Annotated in this window: 15 protein-coding genes and 2 pseudogenes; 3 read left to right on the forward strand and 14 right to left on the reverse strand. The window is 50.6% G+C overall.

Translation table 11 applies throughout. The features are described 5' to 3' along the window. Window positions 1–70: 70 nt before the first annotated feature. The 11 genes and pseudogenes from H8K29_RS05440 to H8K29_RS05490 form a co-directional block, all read right to left on the reverse strand. Window positions 71–490, reverse strand: a pseudogene (locus H8K29_RS05440) (barstar family protein); the annotation flags it as partial. Window positions 491–495: 5 nt separating this feature from the next. After that, window positions 496–867, reverse strand: coding sequence for a ribonuclease (locus H8K29_RS05445; RefSeq protein ID WP_186896746.1), 372 nt, complete (start codon window positions 865–867; stop codon window positions 496–498). Window positions 868–967: 100 nt separating this feature from the next. After that, complete coding sequence (locus H8K29_RS05450) at window positions 968–2161, reverse strand: patatin-like phospholipase family protein (protein WP_186896747.1); 1194 nt, start codon at window positions 2159–2161, stop codon at window positions 968–970. Between the two features lie 134 nt (window positions 2162–2295). Then, the gene (locus tag H8K29_RS05455; protein WP_186896748.1) at window positions 2296–3054 is read right to left on the reverse strand and encodes a 3-hydroxyacyl-CoA dehydrogenase; all 759 of its coding nucleotides are present in this window, start codon (window positions 3052–3054) and stop codon (window positions 2296–2298) included. 254 nt (window positions 3055–3308) lie between these two features. Further along, entirely contained in the window at window positions 3309–5477 is a 2169-nt protein-coding gene (locus H8K29_RS05460; RefSeq protein ID WP_186896749.1) for a sodium-translocating pyrophosphatase, read from the reverse strand. A 153-nt stretch (window positions 5478–5630) separates the two neighbouring features. Beyond that, a complete protein-coding gene (adk, locus tag H8K29_RS05465; protein ID WP_186896750.1) occupies window positions 5631–6287 on the reverse strand; it encodes an adenylate kinase in 657 nt (218 codons plus the stop codon). A gap of 202 nt (window positions 6288–6489) precedes the next feature. After that, complete coding sequence (gene kdsB / locus H8K29_RS05470; RefSeq protein ID WP_186896751.1) at window positions 6490–7245, reverse strand: 3-deoxy-manno-octulosonate cytidylyltransferase; 756 nt, start codon at window positions 7243–7245, stop codon at window positions 6490–6492. A 129-nt stretch (window positions 7246–7374) separates the two neighbouring features. After that, window positions 7375–7443 (reverse strand): annotated as a pseudogene (locus H8K29_RS18170) (Trm112 family protein); the annotation flags it as partial. Continuing rightward, entirely contained in the window at window positions 7424–8467 is a 1044-nt protein-coding gene (gene lpxK / locus H8K29_RS05480) for a tetraacyldisaccharide 4'-kinase (protein WP_186896752.1), read from the reverse strand. The pseudogene H8K29_RS18170 and the gene lpxK, both read right to left, overlap by 20 nt. Window positions 8468–8608: 141 nt before the next feature. Continuing rightward, complete coding sequence (locus tag H8K29_RS05485) at window positions 8609–9058, reverse strand: biopolymer transporter ExbD (protein ID WP_186883144.1); 450 nt, start codon at window positions 9056–9058, stop codon at window positions 8609–8611. 2 nt (window positions 9059–9060) lie between these two features. Then, on the reverse strand, window positions 9061–9666 hold the full coding sequence (locus H8K29_RS05490) for a MotA/TolQ/ExbB proton channel family protein (protein WP_186883143.1): 606 nt from the start codon (window positions 9664–9666) through the stop codon (window positions 9061–9063). Between the two features lie 1145 nt (window positions 9667–10811). Here H8K29_RS05490 and xseA point away from each other — a divergent pair. The 3 genes from xseA to H8K29_RS05505 all read left to right on the forward strand — a co-directional run bounded on the left by xseA (window position 10812) and on the right by H8K29_RS05505 (window position 14033). Further along, window positions 10812–12176 carry an exodeoxyribonuclease VII large subunit gene (xseA, locus tag H8K29_RS05495; RefSeq protein ID WP_186896753.1) on the forward strand — a complete coding sequence of 455 codons (1365 nt, stop codon included), beginning with the start codon at window positions 10812–10814 and terminating at the stop codon, window positions 12174–12176. A gap of 188 nt (window positions 12177–12364) precedes the next feature. Beyond that, window positions 12365–12943 (forward strand): superoxide dismutase [Fe], encoded by a 579-nt coding sequence (gene sodB / locus H8K29_RS05500; protein WP_186883141.1) that lies wholly within the window; start codon window positions 12365–12367, stop codon window positions 12941–12943. A gap of 217 nt (window positions 12944–13160) precedes the next feature. Further along, a complete protein-coding gene (locus H8K29_RS05505) occupies window positions 13161–14033 on the forward strand; it encodes a DMT family transporter (protein WP_186896754.1) in 873 nt (290 codons plus the stop codon). A gap of 59 nt (window positions 14034–14092) precedes the next feature. Here H8K29_RS05505 and H8K29_RS05510 read toward each other — a convergent pair whose 3' ends face one another. Genes H8K29_RS05510 through H8K29_RS05520 form a run of 3 tightly spaced genes read right to left on the reverse strand, consistent with a single transcriptional unit; the run spans window position 14093 to window position 16256 of the window. Further along, on the reverse strand, window positions 14093–15025 hold the full coding sequence (locus H8K29_RS05510) for a hypothetical protein (protein ID WP_186896755.1): 933 nt from the start codon (window positions 15023–15025) through the stop codon (window positions 14093–14095). Then, window positions 15022–15879 (reverse strand): ABC transporter ATP-binding protein, encoded by an 858-nt coding sequence (locus tag H8K29_RS05515; protein WP_186896756.1) that lies wholly within the window; start codon window positions 15877–15879, stop codon window positions 15022–15024. The genes H8K29_RS05510 and H8K29_RS05515 overlap by 4 nt, the downstream gene beginning before the upstream one ends. Continuing rightward, entirely contained in the window at window positions 15876–16256 is a 381-nt protein-coding gene (locus H8K29_RS05520) for a GntR family transcriptional regulator (protein ID WP_186896757.1), read from the reverse strand. Before H8K29_RS05520 ends, H8K29_RS05515 begins: the two co-directional genes overlap by 4 nt. Between the last annotated feature and the right edge of the window lie 299 nt (window positions 16257–16555).

The following is a 16555-nucleotide window of genomic DNA, read 5'->3' on the forward strand; positions in this document are numbered from 1 at the left end:
AAGGCACTGACTCCCAAATAAAAATGCCGGTCATCAGCGCCGGCATTTTAGTCTGGCAACATTGAGATCATTATTCAAACGAATAAAATACCCGAAAAGCAACTTTCTTTTCTGCCCAGAAATCGGCGGCATCACGAAACACGTCTAATAAAATTTCACGCGCTTCCTTATCGAATTTCGGTGTATTTGGTAATTGCTCCAGAACAATGACAAAGCCGGGTTGTGGGCCTGCCTGATGAATCATATCTGTCAGGCAATCATACAGAGCGTCAAAATTTTTCCCGAAATGTTTTGGAAAACCGAAAGATGCAGCAATTTTAGCCAAAACTTGTTGCTTGGTCGTCGTGTCAAGACAATATGCGTACAAAAAGTGCTGCCCCAGATGTGCCGCTTCCGCCTGCAGGTCAGGAACACGAAAAGCCCGAATCGACTGCACGGTATTCGGCGCCACTGTTACTAATAAATCCATTTCTCCCTCAGGTGATGAGATCATAATTATTCTCTGATACGCCGAAAACTTTCGTAATGGTCATCGGTATAGTAGTACTCCCCGGATTGAGCCGGTATTCCGCCAGCGATGATGCGGCGAGCACCGCGATTGCGTGCTCTCGGGGTTTTGACTGTGTATTCGTGATAATAGCCACGCTTTTGCTTTGGAAGTCTGGACTCGTAATTACCAAAAACAACGCCATCTTTTTCGTATGGAAACGGGCCACCTTGCTTAATCAGCATCAGGGTTGTCTGTGCTTCGCGCGGAAGTTCGCTGACGAACACGATGCCGACATTATCTTTTGCAAATGCAACAGAAGCAAGTAAAGCAATCGTCAAAAAGAGAAAGTACTGGCGAAAAAATCGAAAATTTCTCATTAACTACTCATTAATTTAGCATTATGCAAACGGTGAACTAAACCGTAGATTAACGGTTTGCTCGCCATGTATCAACCTTCATTCATAGCTGACCGGCCTGTTATCGTTTAAGAATGTCGTCTTCTGAACGAAAAAAATTTAATACATCTTCTTGCTTTGCCCTGGTATCACGTCTGCCCAGCGCAATCAGTTCTCGCGTATAACTCGCTTCAAACAAAAGGTAAGACGCTAATGCTGCGCCACGTGCCTCGGTTGCACCTACTCCTCCCAGCATGGTTCGAACGGGCAAAGGTAAGCTGCCGGTATGGCAACTCGCAATTTCATCCAGACGTTCAGAAGGTGCAATCACCAGTAACTCTACTGGGCGCAACGGTGCATTTGCGAGGGCTTCTTTGGGCAACAAGGACAGGGTTTTATTAATCCGCGTCAACCGTTCAATATCAACGGCGAGACTATCGAGAAAAATACTGGAAAGAGCATGACCGGCAATTTGAGCAAGACTGGGATATTGCGCATGATCCGCACTTGCGGCAGGTGGTTCCGCCAGCCTGCCAGCCCCCACGATCAGCACTTTCTTCGCCCCCAGATGGATCGCCGGGGAAATCGGCGCCAACTGGCGCATAGAACCGTCGCCGCAATATTGAAGATGTCCTCCCCAATTCAATGGAACGGCGGGAAAAATAAATGGAATTGCTGCCGATGCCATTAAATGTGAGACAGCGATAAAGTCACGTTGCGACAAACGCTGACTGCGTACCCACGGTGCAATATCTGCCAGAGTCTGATAAAAAGTTAAGTGATGACCAGACGTGTACGACGAGGCTGTTACCGCCAAAGCCCGCAAAGCGCCCGATTGCAGTGCGGCGTCTAATCGCGGCAAATCCAGCATCCGGTTCAGCAAATCTGCAAGCGGGGAACTATCCAGCAGAGAATTGGGTGGCGACTGACGCCATTTATTCAGCAACCAGCCAAATGACCACAAGGTCAGCCAGCGAGCGCCTGTCCGGATGACACCTAAAGAATCAGACCGGTAGACCTGTGCTGCTTCAAAGTTTTCCCACACCTTGAGCACATGCGCGACCGACTCGCCAAAATGATCGGCACGACAAGCCAGAGCCGTCGCATTGATGGCACCGGCAGAGGTGCCGCAGATAATACCGAAAGGGTTAGTGGCAGGAGACCAGGATGCTTCCTCAACCAGAATCCTGGCAATTTCATCCAGCACGCCAACCTGGTAGGCAGCGCGAGCGCCACCACCGGTCAGGATTAATCCAGTTTCAGAATGAGAATTCATCAGACTCCGACAATAAAAAAAGGGCAAACAAGTGTTCGCCCTAGTGTATTAGCCTGTAACGAAATTGTCATCAGATCAGGCACAGACGCTGCGCTCTCTGACAACATCAACGATACATCAACGATATCGCAACGTTATTTTGGCTGCATACGTATAGCGCCATCCAGACGGATAGTTTCACCGTTCAGCATGACGTTTTCAATAATCGTTTTGGACAAATGCGCATATTCTTCCGGCTTGCCGAGACGAGGTGGGAACGGCACCATCTTTCCTAACGCGTCCTGCACTTCTTGCGGCATGCCCAGCAACATCGGTGTTTCAAAAATACCCGGCGCAATTGTCATGACACGAATCCCACTGCGGGATAAATCACGTGCCATCGGCAAGGTCAGCCCGACAACCGCTGCTTTAGAGGATGCATATGCTGCCTGACCAATTTGTCCATCATACGCCGCGACCGATGCGGTATTAATAATCACACCACGCTCGCCTTGTTCTGTCGCGTCTGTTTTTGCCATCGCATCAGCAGCCAGACGACACATATTGAACGTGCCAATCAGATTAATATTGACGACACGCTGAAATACGTCGAGCGGATGTGGTCCGTCTTTACCGACAGTTTTAACCGCAGGCGCAACACCCGCGCAATTCACCAGACCACGTACGGTACCCAAAGCAGTCGCGGCTTCGACAACCGCTTTGCCATCAGCTTCTGAAGTCACGTCACACTTCACGAAGATCCCACCCAATTCTGCAGCCAGTTTCTCACCAGCATCCACCTGCACATCTGCCAGTACAACTTTACCGCCATTGGCAGCAATCATCTTCGCCGTCGCGGCACCCAAGCCGGAAGCACCACCAGTAATAATAAAAACACCATGTTGGATTTGCATGTTCTGTCTCTTTCGTTTTGGTTAAGAAATAGCAAACTAATGCTATTGATGTGAAAACCTGACCAGATATTGGGCTTGCATTCAAACGTGCAATGCAAACGCATTACGTTTACGTAAACGTCATATCTGTATTGTATCCAAGTTTGCCGCACTGCTAAAAGAAAAAAGATGCTCCGCCGTTCCGGCACGCATCTTTTTTATCTGAATCAAATATTCCGTTTATATCTGTGTCTTTTTCTAATTTGATCTTGCATCTATTTCTGTACCGACAATGACAGAATTCCCTCGGGTGGAGGTACAGCAGGAACGAGGACGACAGCGGCAGATGAGGTAGAAACACTTGCAGCAATACCGCCAACCGACTGTAGTACTGGATGCGGATGCGGCAACAGCGGCACAAGTAACAAGGCAACAATATTAATAATTTTGATCAAAGGATTCACGGCTGGTCCGGCAGTGTCTTTATATGGGTCGCCCACCGTATCACCGGTCACAGCCGCCTTATGCGCCTCTGAGCCTTTGCCACCGTAATGACCATCCTCGATATATTTCTTTGCGTTATCCCAGGCACCGCCACCCGTCGTCATCGAAATGGCGACGAATAATCCTGTCACTATCGTCCCCATTAATAATCCGCCCAAAGCGGCTGGCCCCAACAGCAAACCAACGAGCACCGGCACAATCACGGGCAACAGCGACGGCAAGATCATTTCCCGGATAGCTGACGTGGTCAGCATATCGACCGCCTTGTCGTACTCTGGTTTGCCGCTGCCATCCATAATGCCTTTGATCTCGCGGAACTGGCGGCGCACCTCCACCACCACGGCACCAGCGGCACGCCCCACAGCTTCCATCGCCATCGCGCCAAACAGATAGGGAATCAAGCCACCGATAAACAGCCCGACAATGACCTGAGGATTAGACAAATCAAACGCCGTCGATTTACCGACCGCATCTAAAGCATGGGTGTAGTCGGCAAACAATACCAATGCAGCCAGACCCGCTGAGCCTATCGCATAGCCCTTGGTCACCGCTTTTGTGGTGTTGCCAACCGCATCCAGCGGATCGGTAATGGCCCTGACAGACGCTGGCATTTCTGACATTTCAGCAATACCACCGGCGTTATCTGTAATCGGGCCATACGCATCCAGCGCGACGATGATGCCCGCCATCGACAGCATCGCCGTCGCAGCAATCGCGATGCCATATAAGCCGCCAAAGCTGTAAGAGCACAGAATGGCAGCGCACACCGCCAGCACCGGCCACGCGGTCGATTTCATCGACACCCCCAGACCGGCAATAATGTTGGTGCCGTGGCCGGTCGTCGATGCCTGGGCAACATGTTGCACCGGCTTAAAATCGGTTCCTGTGTAATATTCAGTGATGTACACCATCAGGCCAGTCAGCACGATACCAACCACGGTCGCGCCCATCATGCGCCAGCGCATTGCGTCGTCGGGCCACACCAGCCAGGTAACGATCGCAAAGCCGATCAGCGACAAACCGGCCGCCCACCATAAGCCGGTATACAGCGCTGACATGATTTTTTTACCGGGTCTGGCTTTGACAGCAGAACAACCGACAATCGAGGCCAGTATCGACACCGCCCCGAGCAGCAAGGGATAAACAATCGCTTGCGTGAAAGCGTTAGTGACGACCAGTGCGCCCAGTAACATCGTCGCAATCAGCGTCACGACGTAAGTTTCAAATAAATCTGCTGCCATACCGGCACAATCACCGACGTTGTCACCCACGTTATCGGCAATCACGGCAGGGTTGCGCGGATCATCCTCAGGAATACCGGCTTCGACTTTACCGACCAGATCTGCTCCAACATCGGCACCTTTAGTGAAAATCCCACCGCCCAGCCGTGCAAAAATAGAAATCAGCGAAGCGCCAAAGGCGAGTCCGATCAAGGGCTGAATCACATCGTGCTGACTCAGCGTCATTCCCATGCCATGCGGCGCAGAAACAATGAGTATCCAATAAAAACCTGTGACACCTAACAAGCCCAGCCCGACGACCAGCATGCCGGTAATCGCACCGCCACGAAAGGCGACATCCAGCGCTTCATTCATCCCTTTGGTCGCGGCCTGCGCGGTACGCACATTCGCCCGTACCGATACATTCATGCCGATAAAACCACAGGCACCCGACAATACCGCACCGATCAGAAAGCCGCAGGCAGTTGTCAGCCCAAGCCCGGGAATCGCGGCAATCGCAATGAACAGGATCACGCCCACCAGTGCTATCGTGCGGTATTGTCGTGCCAGATAAGCCGATGCGCCTTGCTGTATCGCCGCCGCGATTTCCTGCATACGCGGTGTGCCAGCGTCCTGCTTTAATATCCAGCGGCGCGACAGCAAACCGTATAGCACGGCAATCATGCCGCATGCGATCACAAACCAGAGACTCGTTACCATGGTGACTCCTCCTGTTGTTGTAGTTGTCAGACAGCGTCATCTGCGGCGTATGCTCAGAGACGACAGAAAAACTCAGTACATGACCAGTTCAGGCACAACAGGAGCAGAGACGAAAAAAAAAGCGGACATATTGTCCGCTTCCTCTTACTCCTCTTATTCCGCTAATGCAGCGAAGGCGCTGTCGCGTATGGTCTCGACTGGCCCTACTCCCGCAATCTTGCGGTATTTAGGCGCGCCGGGCTGACCTGATTTCGCCCAGTCACCATAATAGCCAACCAGCACTTCTGTTTGTTCGTGATAGACAGACAAACGTTTTTTAACGGTTTCTTCTTTATCGTCGTCACGCTGTATCAGATCTTCACCTGTCACGTCATCTTTCCCAGCCACTTTTGGCGGATTGTATTTAACGTGATAAGTACGACCTGAACCCGGATGCACACGACGGCCGCTCATACGGTCAACAATCGCTTCATCAGGAACATCGATTTCCAATACGTAATCAATCGCGACACCAGCTTCTTTCATCGCATCGGCTTGTGGCGTTGTGCGCGGAAAACCATCGAACAGATAACCGTTTGCACAATCGCTTTCTTTCAAACGATCTTTGACCAGACCGATGATGATGTCATCAGAAACCAAACCACCTGCATCCATGACTTTTTTAGCTTCCAGACCGAGTGCGGTACCGGCTTTGACTGCGGCGCGTAACATATCGCCTGTCGAGATTTGCGGAATATTGAATTTTTCTTTGATGTAATTAGCCTGCGTGCCTTTACCAGCACCTGGCGCTCCTAACAAAATAAGACGCATTTTATTTCCTAAGACGAGTTTGAATTTGCTTGCACGCTCGCAAGGGAGCATGCGGAATCTTTTTTAATTTACTGCGTAACACTACGGAATTGTTTTTCTTTTAGTAGTAATAACACAGAATCTTTTCACGAAACTTACCACAATTTCAGGGCTTATTGCTGTCTGAATATGAAATCAATCCAGAGTTCATCAATGTTTTAGCTCATTTTCCTGAAAAAATACGACGAACCCGTTCCAGATCTTCCTGCGTATCCACACCGGCTGCCGGGCTATCCTGCGTCACATGCACCGCAATCGGATATCCATGCCACAGCACGCGCAACTGCTCCAGCGCCTCGATCTGCTCCAGAGGCGAGATATCGAGTTGTGGGTATTGTTGTAAAAAATCATTGCGGTACGCATACAAACCGATGTGGCGCAGCGGCGTATAGCCAGCCGGCAGATGATTACGACTCGTGGCAAACGCATCGCGGTGCCAGGGGATTGTTGCGCGCGAAAAATACAAAGCGCGGCCGGATTTATCCAGCACCACTTTCACCACATTCGGATTAAAAACTTCGGCCACTTCGTGCAAGGGATGTGCGGCGGTCGCCATCGGCACCTGCGCATTCACCAGCGCAGCAGTTGCCGCAATCAGCGCCGGGTCGATTAAGGGCTCGTCGCCCTGCACATTCACCACCACGGCATCTGCGGGCAACTGCATGCTGGCCGCGACTTCAGCAATCCTATCGGTACCAGATGGATGATCCGGGCGCGTCATGCACACAGGCACGCCGTGCGCCTCGCAGGCAGCGACAATATCGGCGTGATCGGTTGCCACCATGATCGCACTGGCGCCGGATGCCAGCGCACGTTCGGCAGTGCGCACCACCATCGGTTTACCAGCGATATCCGCAAGCGGTTTATTTGGCAGGCGACTCGATGCCAGTCGCGCCGGAATAATGGCGATAAAACTCATACGGCACCCCGTTCAGCGCGCGTCGATTTCTTCTTGCGTCAGGGTGCGCGCCTGATCTGTCCACATGACAGGAATATCGTCACGCACAGGAAACGCCAATTTGTCGGCGTAGCAAATTAATTCTTGCGCAGCTTTGTTGTAGACCAATGGTCCCTTGCAGACAGGACAAACCAAAATATCAAGCAGGCGAGCTTCCATGCTTTTTCTCCGAAATCATTTGAAGTAGATCTGCTGCAAATGTGCTGCCGAGTTGCGCCTCAACAGGCACAACCCAGATGCGGGCATCGTTTTGCAATGCAGGAATTTGTCGACATTTTACTGCATCCTTTTCCGTGATCAGAATGCAATCGGCAGCGATGGCCTGAAAAGTCGCGGCGTCAAAAGCGAAATGATCCGGCAACGCCACGCCTTCACATTGCAACCCCGCGTTAGCCAGCGTCGTGAAAAAACGCTGCGGATGACCTATGCCAGCAACCGCACACAAACGCTTTGCAGCAAAATTGACGAGGGGCTGACGACATTCAGGATGCACCAATTGATACGCCTGTTGCACCTGTAATTGCATGCGAACCGCGTCAGCCGGAATACCGGGCACCGCTGCGGCGCTGATCTCAGCGGGCGCATTGAGGACGGTGAAATCACGTCGTCTTTGTACCGGTTCGCGTAAAGGACCCGCCGGCAACATCCAGCCATTACCGGCACCACGCTGATCGAACAACATGATTTCGATATCGCGCGCCAGAAAATAATGCTGCAAGCCATCGTCGGCAATCAGGATATCCACCTCCGTATGCGACGCCAGCAATGCGCGCCCGGCCGCAACGCGATCCCGCCCGACGGCCACCGGAACACCAGTGCGTTGCGCGATCAACAGCGGCTCATCGCCGACCTGTGACGCCAGCGCATCCGCCGTCAGCAGCGTCACGTTATCGGCTTGCGCCCCATAGCCACGCGAAATGACGCCAGGCCGATAACCCGCCTCCTGCAATTGCTGCACCAGCCAGATCACCAACGGGGTTTTGCCGGTGCCACCGACATAGATATTGCCGACCACAATCACCGGCACACTGAGTTTCGCTTGCGGTTTGTAACCCAGCACAAACAAGCCGAAGCGGAAAGTGACAATCAGCTGAAACAGTCTGGACAGCGGCCACAACAAGCACGCCACGACGCCGCGCTTTTGCCACGCCTGCAACAGCCAGGATTCCAGCCAGACCCGCATCTTTCTTCCTCTGCTAAAAAACAAGCGGGGAGTAAGATACTCCCCGGTAGTATGCTACTTAAAAATGAGATTGCCCGCTAAAACATTGGGGTTATGGGCATCGTATTCATATACTCCCCAAAATCACCACCCCGGAGAGGCTTATTTGCTGCGGCTTCCAGCCTGGGCTGCGAATGTCACTTTGGCTAATCCGGCGATACGCGCCGCTTCCAGCACATCGATCACCGATTGGTGCGTCGCCGCCCGATCTGCATTGATGATCACAACGGGCTCAGCCTGCGCGCCAGTCGAGCCCTCGGCCAGCGCGGCACTGGCACGCCGCAAATCCTCGGCCAGCGTCGCAGTATCCAGAAAAGAAACCGCCTGATTATTGATCTTGTATCGCCCTTGCGCATCGATACCGATATCAATCTGATTTGGCTTTTCCTGTGCTTTTTCGGCGTCTGCAGTTGGCAGTGTGATTTGTAATTCGGTGAAACGGCTATACGTCGTCGTCACCATCAGAAAAATCAGGATGACCAGCAGCACGTCAATAAACGGGATCAGGTTAATTTCAGGCTCTTCCCTGCCCTTTCCTTTACGAAAGTTCATATTTACTTTCTGGCGCTATGCACGACATCAACGAATTTGACTGCCTGTTGTTCCATATCGACCACAAGGCTGTCCACCAGGGCTCTGAAATGGCGATAAGCGACCAGCGCCGGCATCGCGATCAGCAGACCAAAACCCGTGTTGTACAAGGCAACCGAAATACCATGCGCCAATTGCGCCGGATTCGCGCCCGTCGCCGTTTGTGAACCGAAAATTTCTATCATCCCGACCACTGTGCCGAACAAGCCCATCAATGGCGCCAATGAGGCAATCGTGCCCAGCGTCGTCAAGAACCGCTCCAGCTCATGTGCGACCGCCGCACCAGCTTCTTCGATGGACTCTTTCATCACTTCGCGTGGCGCGCTGACGTTGCGCAAACCCGCAGCCAGTACTTTACCCAGAGGGGAATTGCCAGCGAGCTGCTGTATTACTTCAGGCTTTACCTTACCCGACTGATACACCCGTATCACTTCATCGAGCAGCGTCGATGGCAGAATTTTATTGCGACGCAAGGAAAAACTGCGCTCAATAATCAGCGTTAAGGCGATCACGGAAGAGATCAACAACAGATAAATAGGCCAGCCGGCAGCTTGAATGATGGCGAACAAAGCGCACTCCTAGTAGGTTCAGAAATCCAACCCCGCAATGTAGCGCTTTGTGTGCTGACGGGCAAGGGCACTGATGAAAAAAACGACGTCTGTGCATATCTCCCATGTTTTACACAAAATCTGTGCGCAAGCTTGTGGATAAGTATGGCATAGCACCGTAAGCCTTTGAAATAAAAAAGATTTCCGGTAACGCTCAAGAATTAGGCAACCTTGATCAGGGTAAATACCGGGTTTTCCCGGCCATATTTTTTCTTATTTCTGCACACTTTATGTGGACAAGCTTGTGCACAAGCGCTGCGAAACAAGTTAAGTCCCTGATTTATAAATAGATTAATCTTCTGCAAATTATTTAGGCAAAGTGCTTTTTTCCAGCCATTTTGCTCAAAATAACAGCAAGCCTGTGCGCGCAGTGGACAACTCCATTGTTTTGCACAAATTATGTGGACAAATTTGTGCAGAATTCTGAAAAAGAGCTGCAATTAATTGATTTATATAGATAAATATAATCAGCTTAAAAATTGGGCAAATCAGGTTTTGAGGCTGTTCATTACCTTTTTATGATTACAAAACCGAAAGTATCCGGCCTCTGCAGAGGATAACTCTGACTTTTTGCACATTTTTTGTGGACAACATTGTGAAAAAGACTGGGGAATCATGTTAACTCCATGATTTATATCAACTATTTTATAAAGCCTGTTTTTTAAGCACACGCTAAAAAGACGAGATCGCAAAGAAATAATTACTTACAAAGCAAGTTTTTCTGTGAACAAGTCCATTTTTCTCACATTTTTTGTGGACAAGACTGTGCAAAAGGAAAAGAAAACGCACTAACTCCATGATTTTATTCAGAAATACTGTTCTGCATAAAATATAAGCAAAACCTGCTTCCCGCCACTGCATTGAAGATACCCACAGTTTATGCACTTATTCTGTGGATAAGTTTGTGCACAAGCCTTGTATCGTTCTGTAACTCCATTGATTTGTAAGGATTTTTTCATATTGCCTGATTTATTTGCAGGGAGATTGATAATAAAAATCAAGGACTTATATTCAGAATTTGCATTTCTTTTGACTTATTACTGTCGTAATGACATGCTGGTGACCGCCACAAGCTTCTGTGGACAGCTTTTTTGATTGTATGCCTCATGAACACTGATTCCCGCCCTTCAAACTCAATTGCGACAAGCGCTGTCATCGGTGTTTCGGCGCTTAACAGCGCCGTAGCGCAATTATTGGAACGCAATATCCCGCTGACCTGGGTTTCCGGCGAAATATCGAATTTCACCCGCGCCAGCTCTGGACATTGGTATTTCACCCTCAAAGACAGCGCGGCTCAGGTGCGTGCCGTCATGTTTCGGGGGCGCGCCCAGTATGCTGATTTCCAGCCGCGCGAGGGCGATAAAGTCGAGGTGCGGGCGCTGGTGACGCTGTATGCGCCGCGCGGTGATTACCAGCTAAGCGTGGAAGCGATACGTCGTGCCGGAGTCGGCAACCTGTATGAAGCTTTTTTACGTCTGAAGGCGCAACTGGGCCAGGAAGGCTTATTTGATCAGGAACGCAAACGCCCGCTGCCGGTGTTTCCAAAAACCATAGGCATCGTCACCAGCCCGCAGGCAGCCGCATTGCGTGACGTGCTAACGACATTGCGCCGTCGTGTGCCGCATATTCAGGTCATTCTGTATCCGACGCTGGTACAAGGCGAAGGGTCTGGTGCCAAAATCGCGCAGGCGATAGCCACCGCTGCCGCGCGCGAAGAATGCGATGTGCTGCTGGTTTGCCGCGGCGGTGGCAGCATAGAAGACTTATGGGCATTCAATGAAGAAATCGTCGCGCGCACCATCGCCAACTGCCCCATGCCAGTGATCGCGGGCATTGGCCATGAAACCGATTTTACGATTGCCGATTTCGCCGCCGATATGCGCGCAGCAACGCCGACGGCCGCCGCAGAGCTCGCGGCCACACCGCGTGCCGACTGGATCGCAGAGTTGGAGCAGCAGCAGCAACGCATGCAAAGAGCAACGCACAGACAACTCGCGACCCAGAGTCAGACGCTGGACTGGCTTTCACGCCGCCTGCTCAGCCCGGCGGCAGCGATAAATTTAAAACGACAGCAATTGCAGCATTGCCTGCAAAGTTTGCGTTACAGCAGCGGAATTCCCTTGCAACGCTCGCGCCACGCACTGGCACAACTAAACACGCAACTGAAAAACCAACGCCCTGATGTGAATTCGGCACGTACACAAGTCAACGAACTCCGGCATCGCTTGCAGCAATGCCAGCGCCACGCGCTGTCACAGCAACGCCAGCAATTAAGCGCGCTGCAAACACAGCTGGAATTACTGAATCCGCAACGCACGCTGGATCGTGGATACGCGATTATCCGCGACCACAAAGGCAAACTCCTGCGTTCAACACACGAGTTGCACCCGCAGAGTCTGGTCAACATCCGTCTGGCAAACGGCAGTGCTGACGTCGGCATCAGCAGCGTCCAGACCAGTCTGGATCAATGAGAGCAAACCAGGCGACCCGATGACGTTGATAGCATAGTCTGAACTGGCCCACGCTATCTGTCGATGCAGACGTAAATCCGGAAAACCACACGGCGGCGCTGCAAGCTTTTGCACAAACGCTTACAATGGCTGTTTTACCCGTTCGTCGTTCAAACGGAACCCACTGAAGAAAACTAAAAGGACACATCATGGAACATACCTTACCGGCATTGCCCTATGCATTGGACGCTCTGGCTCCGCACATTTCCAAAGAAACACTGGAATATCACTACGGCAAACATCACCAGACTTATGTGACCAACCTGAACAACCTGATCAAAGGTACGGAATTCGAAAATTCCACACTCGAAGAAATCGTTAAAAAATCTTCCGCTGGCGTATTCAACAATGCTGCGCAAATCTGGAATCACACTTTCTACTGGAATGGCCTGAAACCTAATGGTGGTGGCGCTCCTACTGGTGCACTGGCTGACGCGATCAACGCAAAATGGGGTTCTTTCGATGCATTCAAAGAAGCCTTCAATAAATCAGCTGTCGGCAACTTCGGTTCTTCATGGACATGGCTGGTGAAAAAAGCTGACGGTACATTGGATATCGTCAACACATCGAATGCAGCGACACCGCTGACAACAACAGACAAACCACTGATCACTTGCGATCTGTGGGAACACGCTTACTACATCGACTACCGTAATGCCCGTCCAAAATATCTGGAAGCATTCTGGGCGCTGGTTAACTGGGATTTCGCTGCAGCGAACCTGGCGTAAGTTACCGTGTTACCGGGTCTGTTCTGACATCAGTTGGAACAGATGAAAAAAACCTGTGCATGTTTCGGCATCACAGGTTTTTTTTCATCTATGCCAAAAATGCTTTATGCGAAGATATAGAAAAATGGTCGCCAATATCTGGTAGCGACGCTCGCATCCAACACCCGGACAACAACGCAAAACCATTAAACATCCACCCTGAACGAATGAATCTCGTATGCAATCAAACCAGAGCTTGTTACTGAAATCTTTGCCCGCCATTTTCATCTTTATCTGGGCGTCCGGTTATGTGGTCGCCAAGTATGGTCTGCCCTATGCAGAGCCGCTGACGTTTTTATGCATGCGCTATCTGGGCGTGGTCGTTATGATGCTGACGCTCGCCATAATCATGCGTGCACCGTGGCCCGCCCGCAAAGACCTGTTACCAATTGCCATCGCGGGCATACTGATGCAAGCCTTGTATCTCGGCGGTATCTGGTGTGCCGTCAAACTCGGCATGCCTGCTGGTGTGGCGGCGCTGATCGCTAATATCCAACCTATTCTGACTGCGGTCATGGGGCCGTTCATCGGCGAACGCATCCGTGGTAAACAATGGCTGGGGCTGGCTTTCGGTATCGCTGGCGTGGGTCTGGTCGTGGCGAATAAAATTTCTGTCGTCGCTTTGTCGCTGACCAGTGTCAGTCTGGCCGTGATGGCCTTATTTGCGATGACGATAGGCACGCTGTATCAGAAAAAAACCTGCCCTTCGTTTGATGTGCGCACCGGGCAAGTGATTCAATTTGCGGCGTCGCTGCTGGTTACCGCACCATTTGCATGGATGTTGGAAACGCAAACTATATTGTGGACACCACAATTTTTCGGCGCACTTGCATGGTCTGTTCTGGTGCTATCCGGTATCGGCATCTCCGTTTTGTACATCATGATACGGCACGGCGAAGCAACCAAAGTCACCAGCTATATGTATCTGGTACCGGCCGTCACCGCTGCGATGGCGTGGCTGATGTTTGGTGAGCAATTCACCCTGACCGCGTTAGCAGGAATGAGTATTGCGCTGGCAGGCGTGGCCTTGGTCGTCAGACCGGCACGCTGACATAAGAAATTAAAAAATAAAAAGGCCTGAAACCGATGTGTTTCAGGCCTTTTTAACGATCACTCGCGGTAAGTCCGCATACGGATAGCACCGTAAATGAACAATGCACCGACCAGCACTCCGCACCAGATATTCAGATGCAGGAATGTATCCCAGCTATCCGTTGGTGCTGAACGCACGATAGAATCCAGTATATTTTTAAACCCGTTATGCTGCTTGAGTAATTCAGCATTCAATAACCAGCTGAATGGCAAAAGACTAAATAACAAGCGCCCCAGCCACAAATAGACAAAAGGATCGAGCGTCATATTCAACGATTTGCAGAGCAGAACCAGCAGCAAAAAGACGGCGACCGGCCCCAGTACTGCCCACAAACCGACCCGCTTGGTCAGCACGCTGGAGACCAGTAACAACCAGCCCACCGTTGGTAATGACCACAAAACAAACACCGGAAAAACTCTTATGGCATCAAGAACCGGCGACCAGAGTCCTGCATGACTGAATACCGATAAAAACAGCCAGCGCCCTTGTAAAGCATGGCCGATGCATAAGATGCTTAACGCCAGAATATTGGAAATAATTGAAGCGACCAACATGAAAAGAGGAATCGCCAGCACTCCGAACAACACTTTGGCCATCACCGTTTGCGCGTCAGAGACCGGCAAAGATTTCCAGAACAGAATACTGCGGTCTTTTCTTTCCTCACTCAGGGCTCCGGAAAAATACGAGTACATGAAAAAAATCATGGCAACGCAAAAACCAAACATCCGTCCTGCCAGGCTATGTCCGGCAATGCCATCCACTTCGTTACTCAGTTGCTCGGCTGTCAGTACAGCACCAGGCAAGATACGGGATGCGCCAGGGTCTTGCATCACGATGGCAGAAATAATTGCGGATACGACAGATAAAGCTATCAGGATCAAACCCGTCCGGATAAATAACTGACGGCTCTCCCACCATTCCCGCAATAATAAAAACTTCATCGTTTTCATACTTTCCCCCCCTTCATCATCGCCACAAATAAGTCGGCGACGCTCGGTTGTCTGGTTTCTCCAAATTGAGCCAATTGTTCACGGTTAACACCGTCGAACAGCATCGTTGTCTGCCCAAATGTTTTCCGTTGATCGATAGGCTGCAAGGCTTGCGCACGATCGACAAATTCATCACGCACAATCAATTCGATAAAACGACGCTCCAGTTCCTCCATACTGGAAGAGAGGCGGATTTGCCCATCCTGGACGAACATGACATCGCTGAGTACGTGCTCGATTTCCTCGACCTGGTGCGTGGTGATAATGATGGTTTTGTTCTGATCAAAATAATCTTCCAACAAATCCTGATAGAACTGTTTGCGATAGAGAATATCCAAACCCAGCGTTGGTTCATCCAGCACCAGCAGCTTTGCATCAATCGCCATCACCAGTGCCAGATGCAGTTGCACCACCATGCCTTTCGACATGGATTTAACTTTCTGTTGCGGTTGCAATTTGGTCTTTGCCAGAAAACGCTCCGCTTTCGTACGATTGAATTTCGGATGCACGCCCTCAACAAAATCGATTGCCTGACGTACGGTCAGCCACGAAGGTAATATCGCCACGTCAGCAATAAAACTGATTTCCTGCATTAATGCGTCACGCTCACTGCGCGGATTCAGCCCCAGTACCTGCATTTCACCGTCAAACGGCGTTAGCCCAAGTATGGCTTTGAGCGTAGTCGTTTTGCCGGAACCATTTGGTCCGATCAGACCAACAATACGTCCAGCCGGAATCTCAAAACTGATATTGTCCAGAACACTCTGCTTACCGTATTTTTTACAAAGATTTTTTGCGGAAACCACGACGCTCATGATTCATCTCCTTTAGTCTGGCCGCGTTTCATTTGCGCCAGCAATTCATCTGCGCCTATCCCTAAACGGCGAATGCGACCCAGCATGGCTGGCCATTCTTCTTCGATAAAACGCTGCCGCTCGGTCGCCAGCAATTTGTCTGATGCACCTTCCGTCACATACATACCTATTCCCCTGCGTTTTTCCACTAAAGATTCATCGACCAGTTCCTGATACGCCTTCGATACCGTAATCGGATTAATCTGATAATCCGCAGCAATCTGTCTGACAGAAGGCAAGGCATCGCCTGGTTTCAGAACACCGTCCAGTATCATGGCTTGCACCTTCTCCTTCAGTTGCCGATAGATCGGCGACTGATCATGCCAGTTGACACTCATATTCCCTCCTCATTTTCATTGACTGCACCAAACGCGATGCCGTCATCCATTCAGCTTCGATATATCGCTACATGCACACTCCACTTCGACATGAATTAGTGTTGTAGTTAACTATAACACCAAAACAATAAGCATCAAGAACTTTTGATAACTTTTATTCTCAGCAATTTCGCGCATCCCAAGCCAAATGAAAGGAAGCAGATAAAAATAGTTATAACTGCCAGGAACTCTGTCCACAGGTGCAAGTCTATGCAGTTCGTCTGCAAAATAGGTGTCTCTTTTTGCATGTGGAAAACGCA

This window comes from Undibacterium sp. CY21W, assembly GCF_014284265.1.
GTDB classification, from domain to species: domain Bacteria; phylum Pseudomonadota; class Gammaproteobacteria; order Burkholderiales; family Burkholderiaceae_D; genus Undibacterium; species Undibacterium aquatile.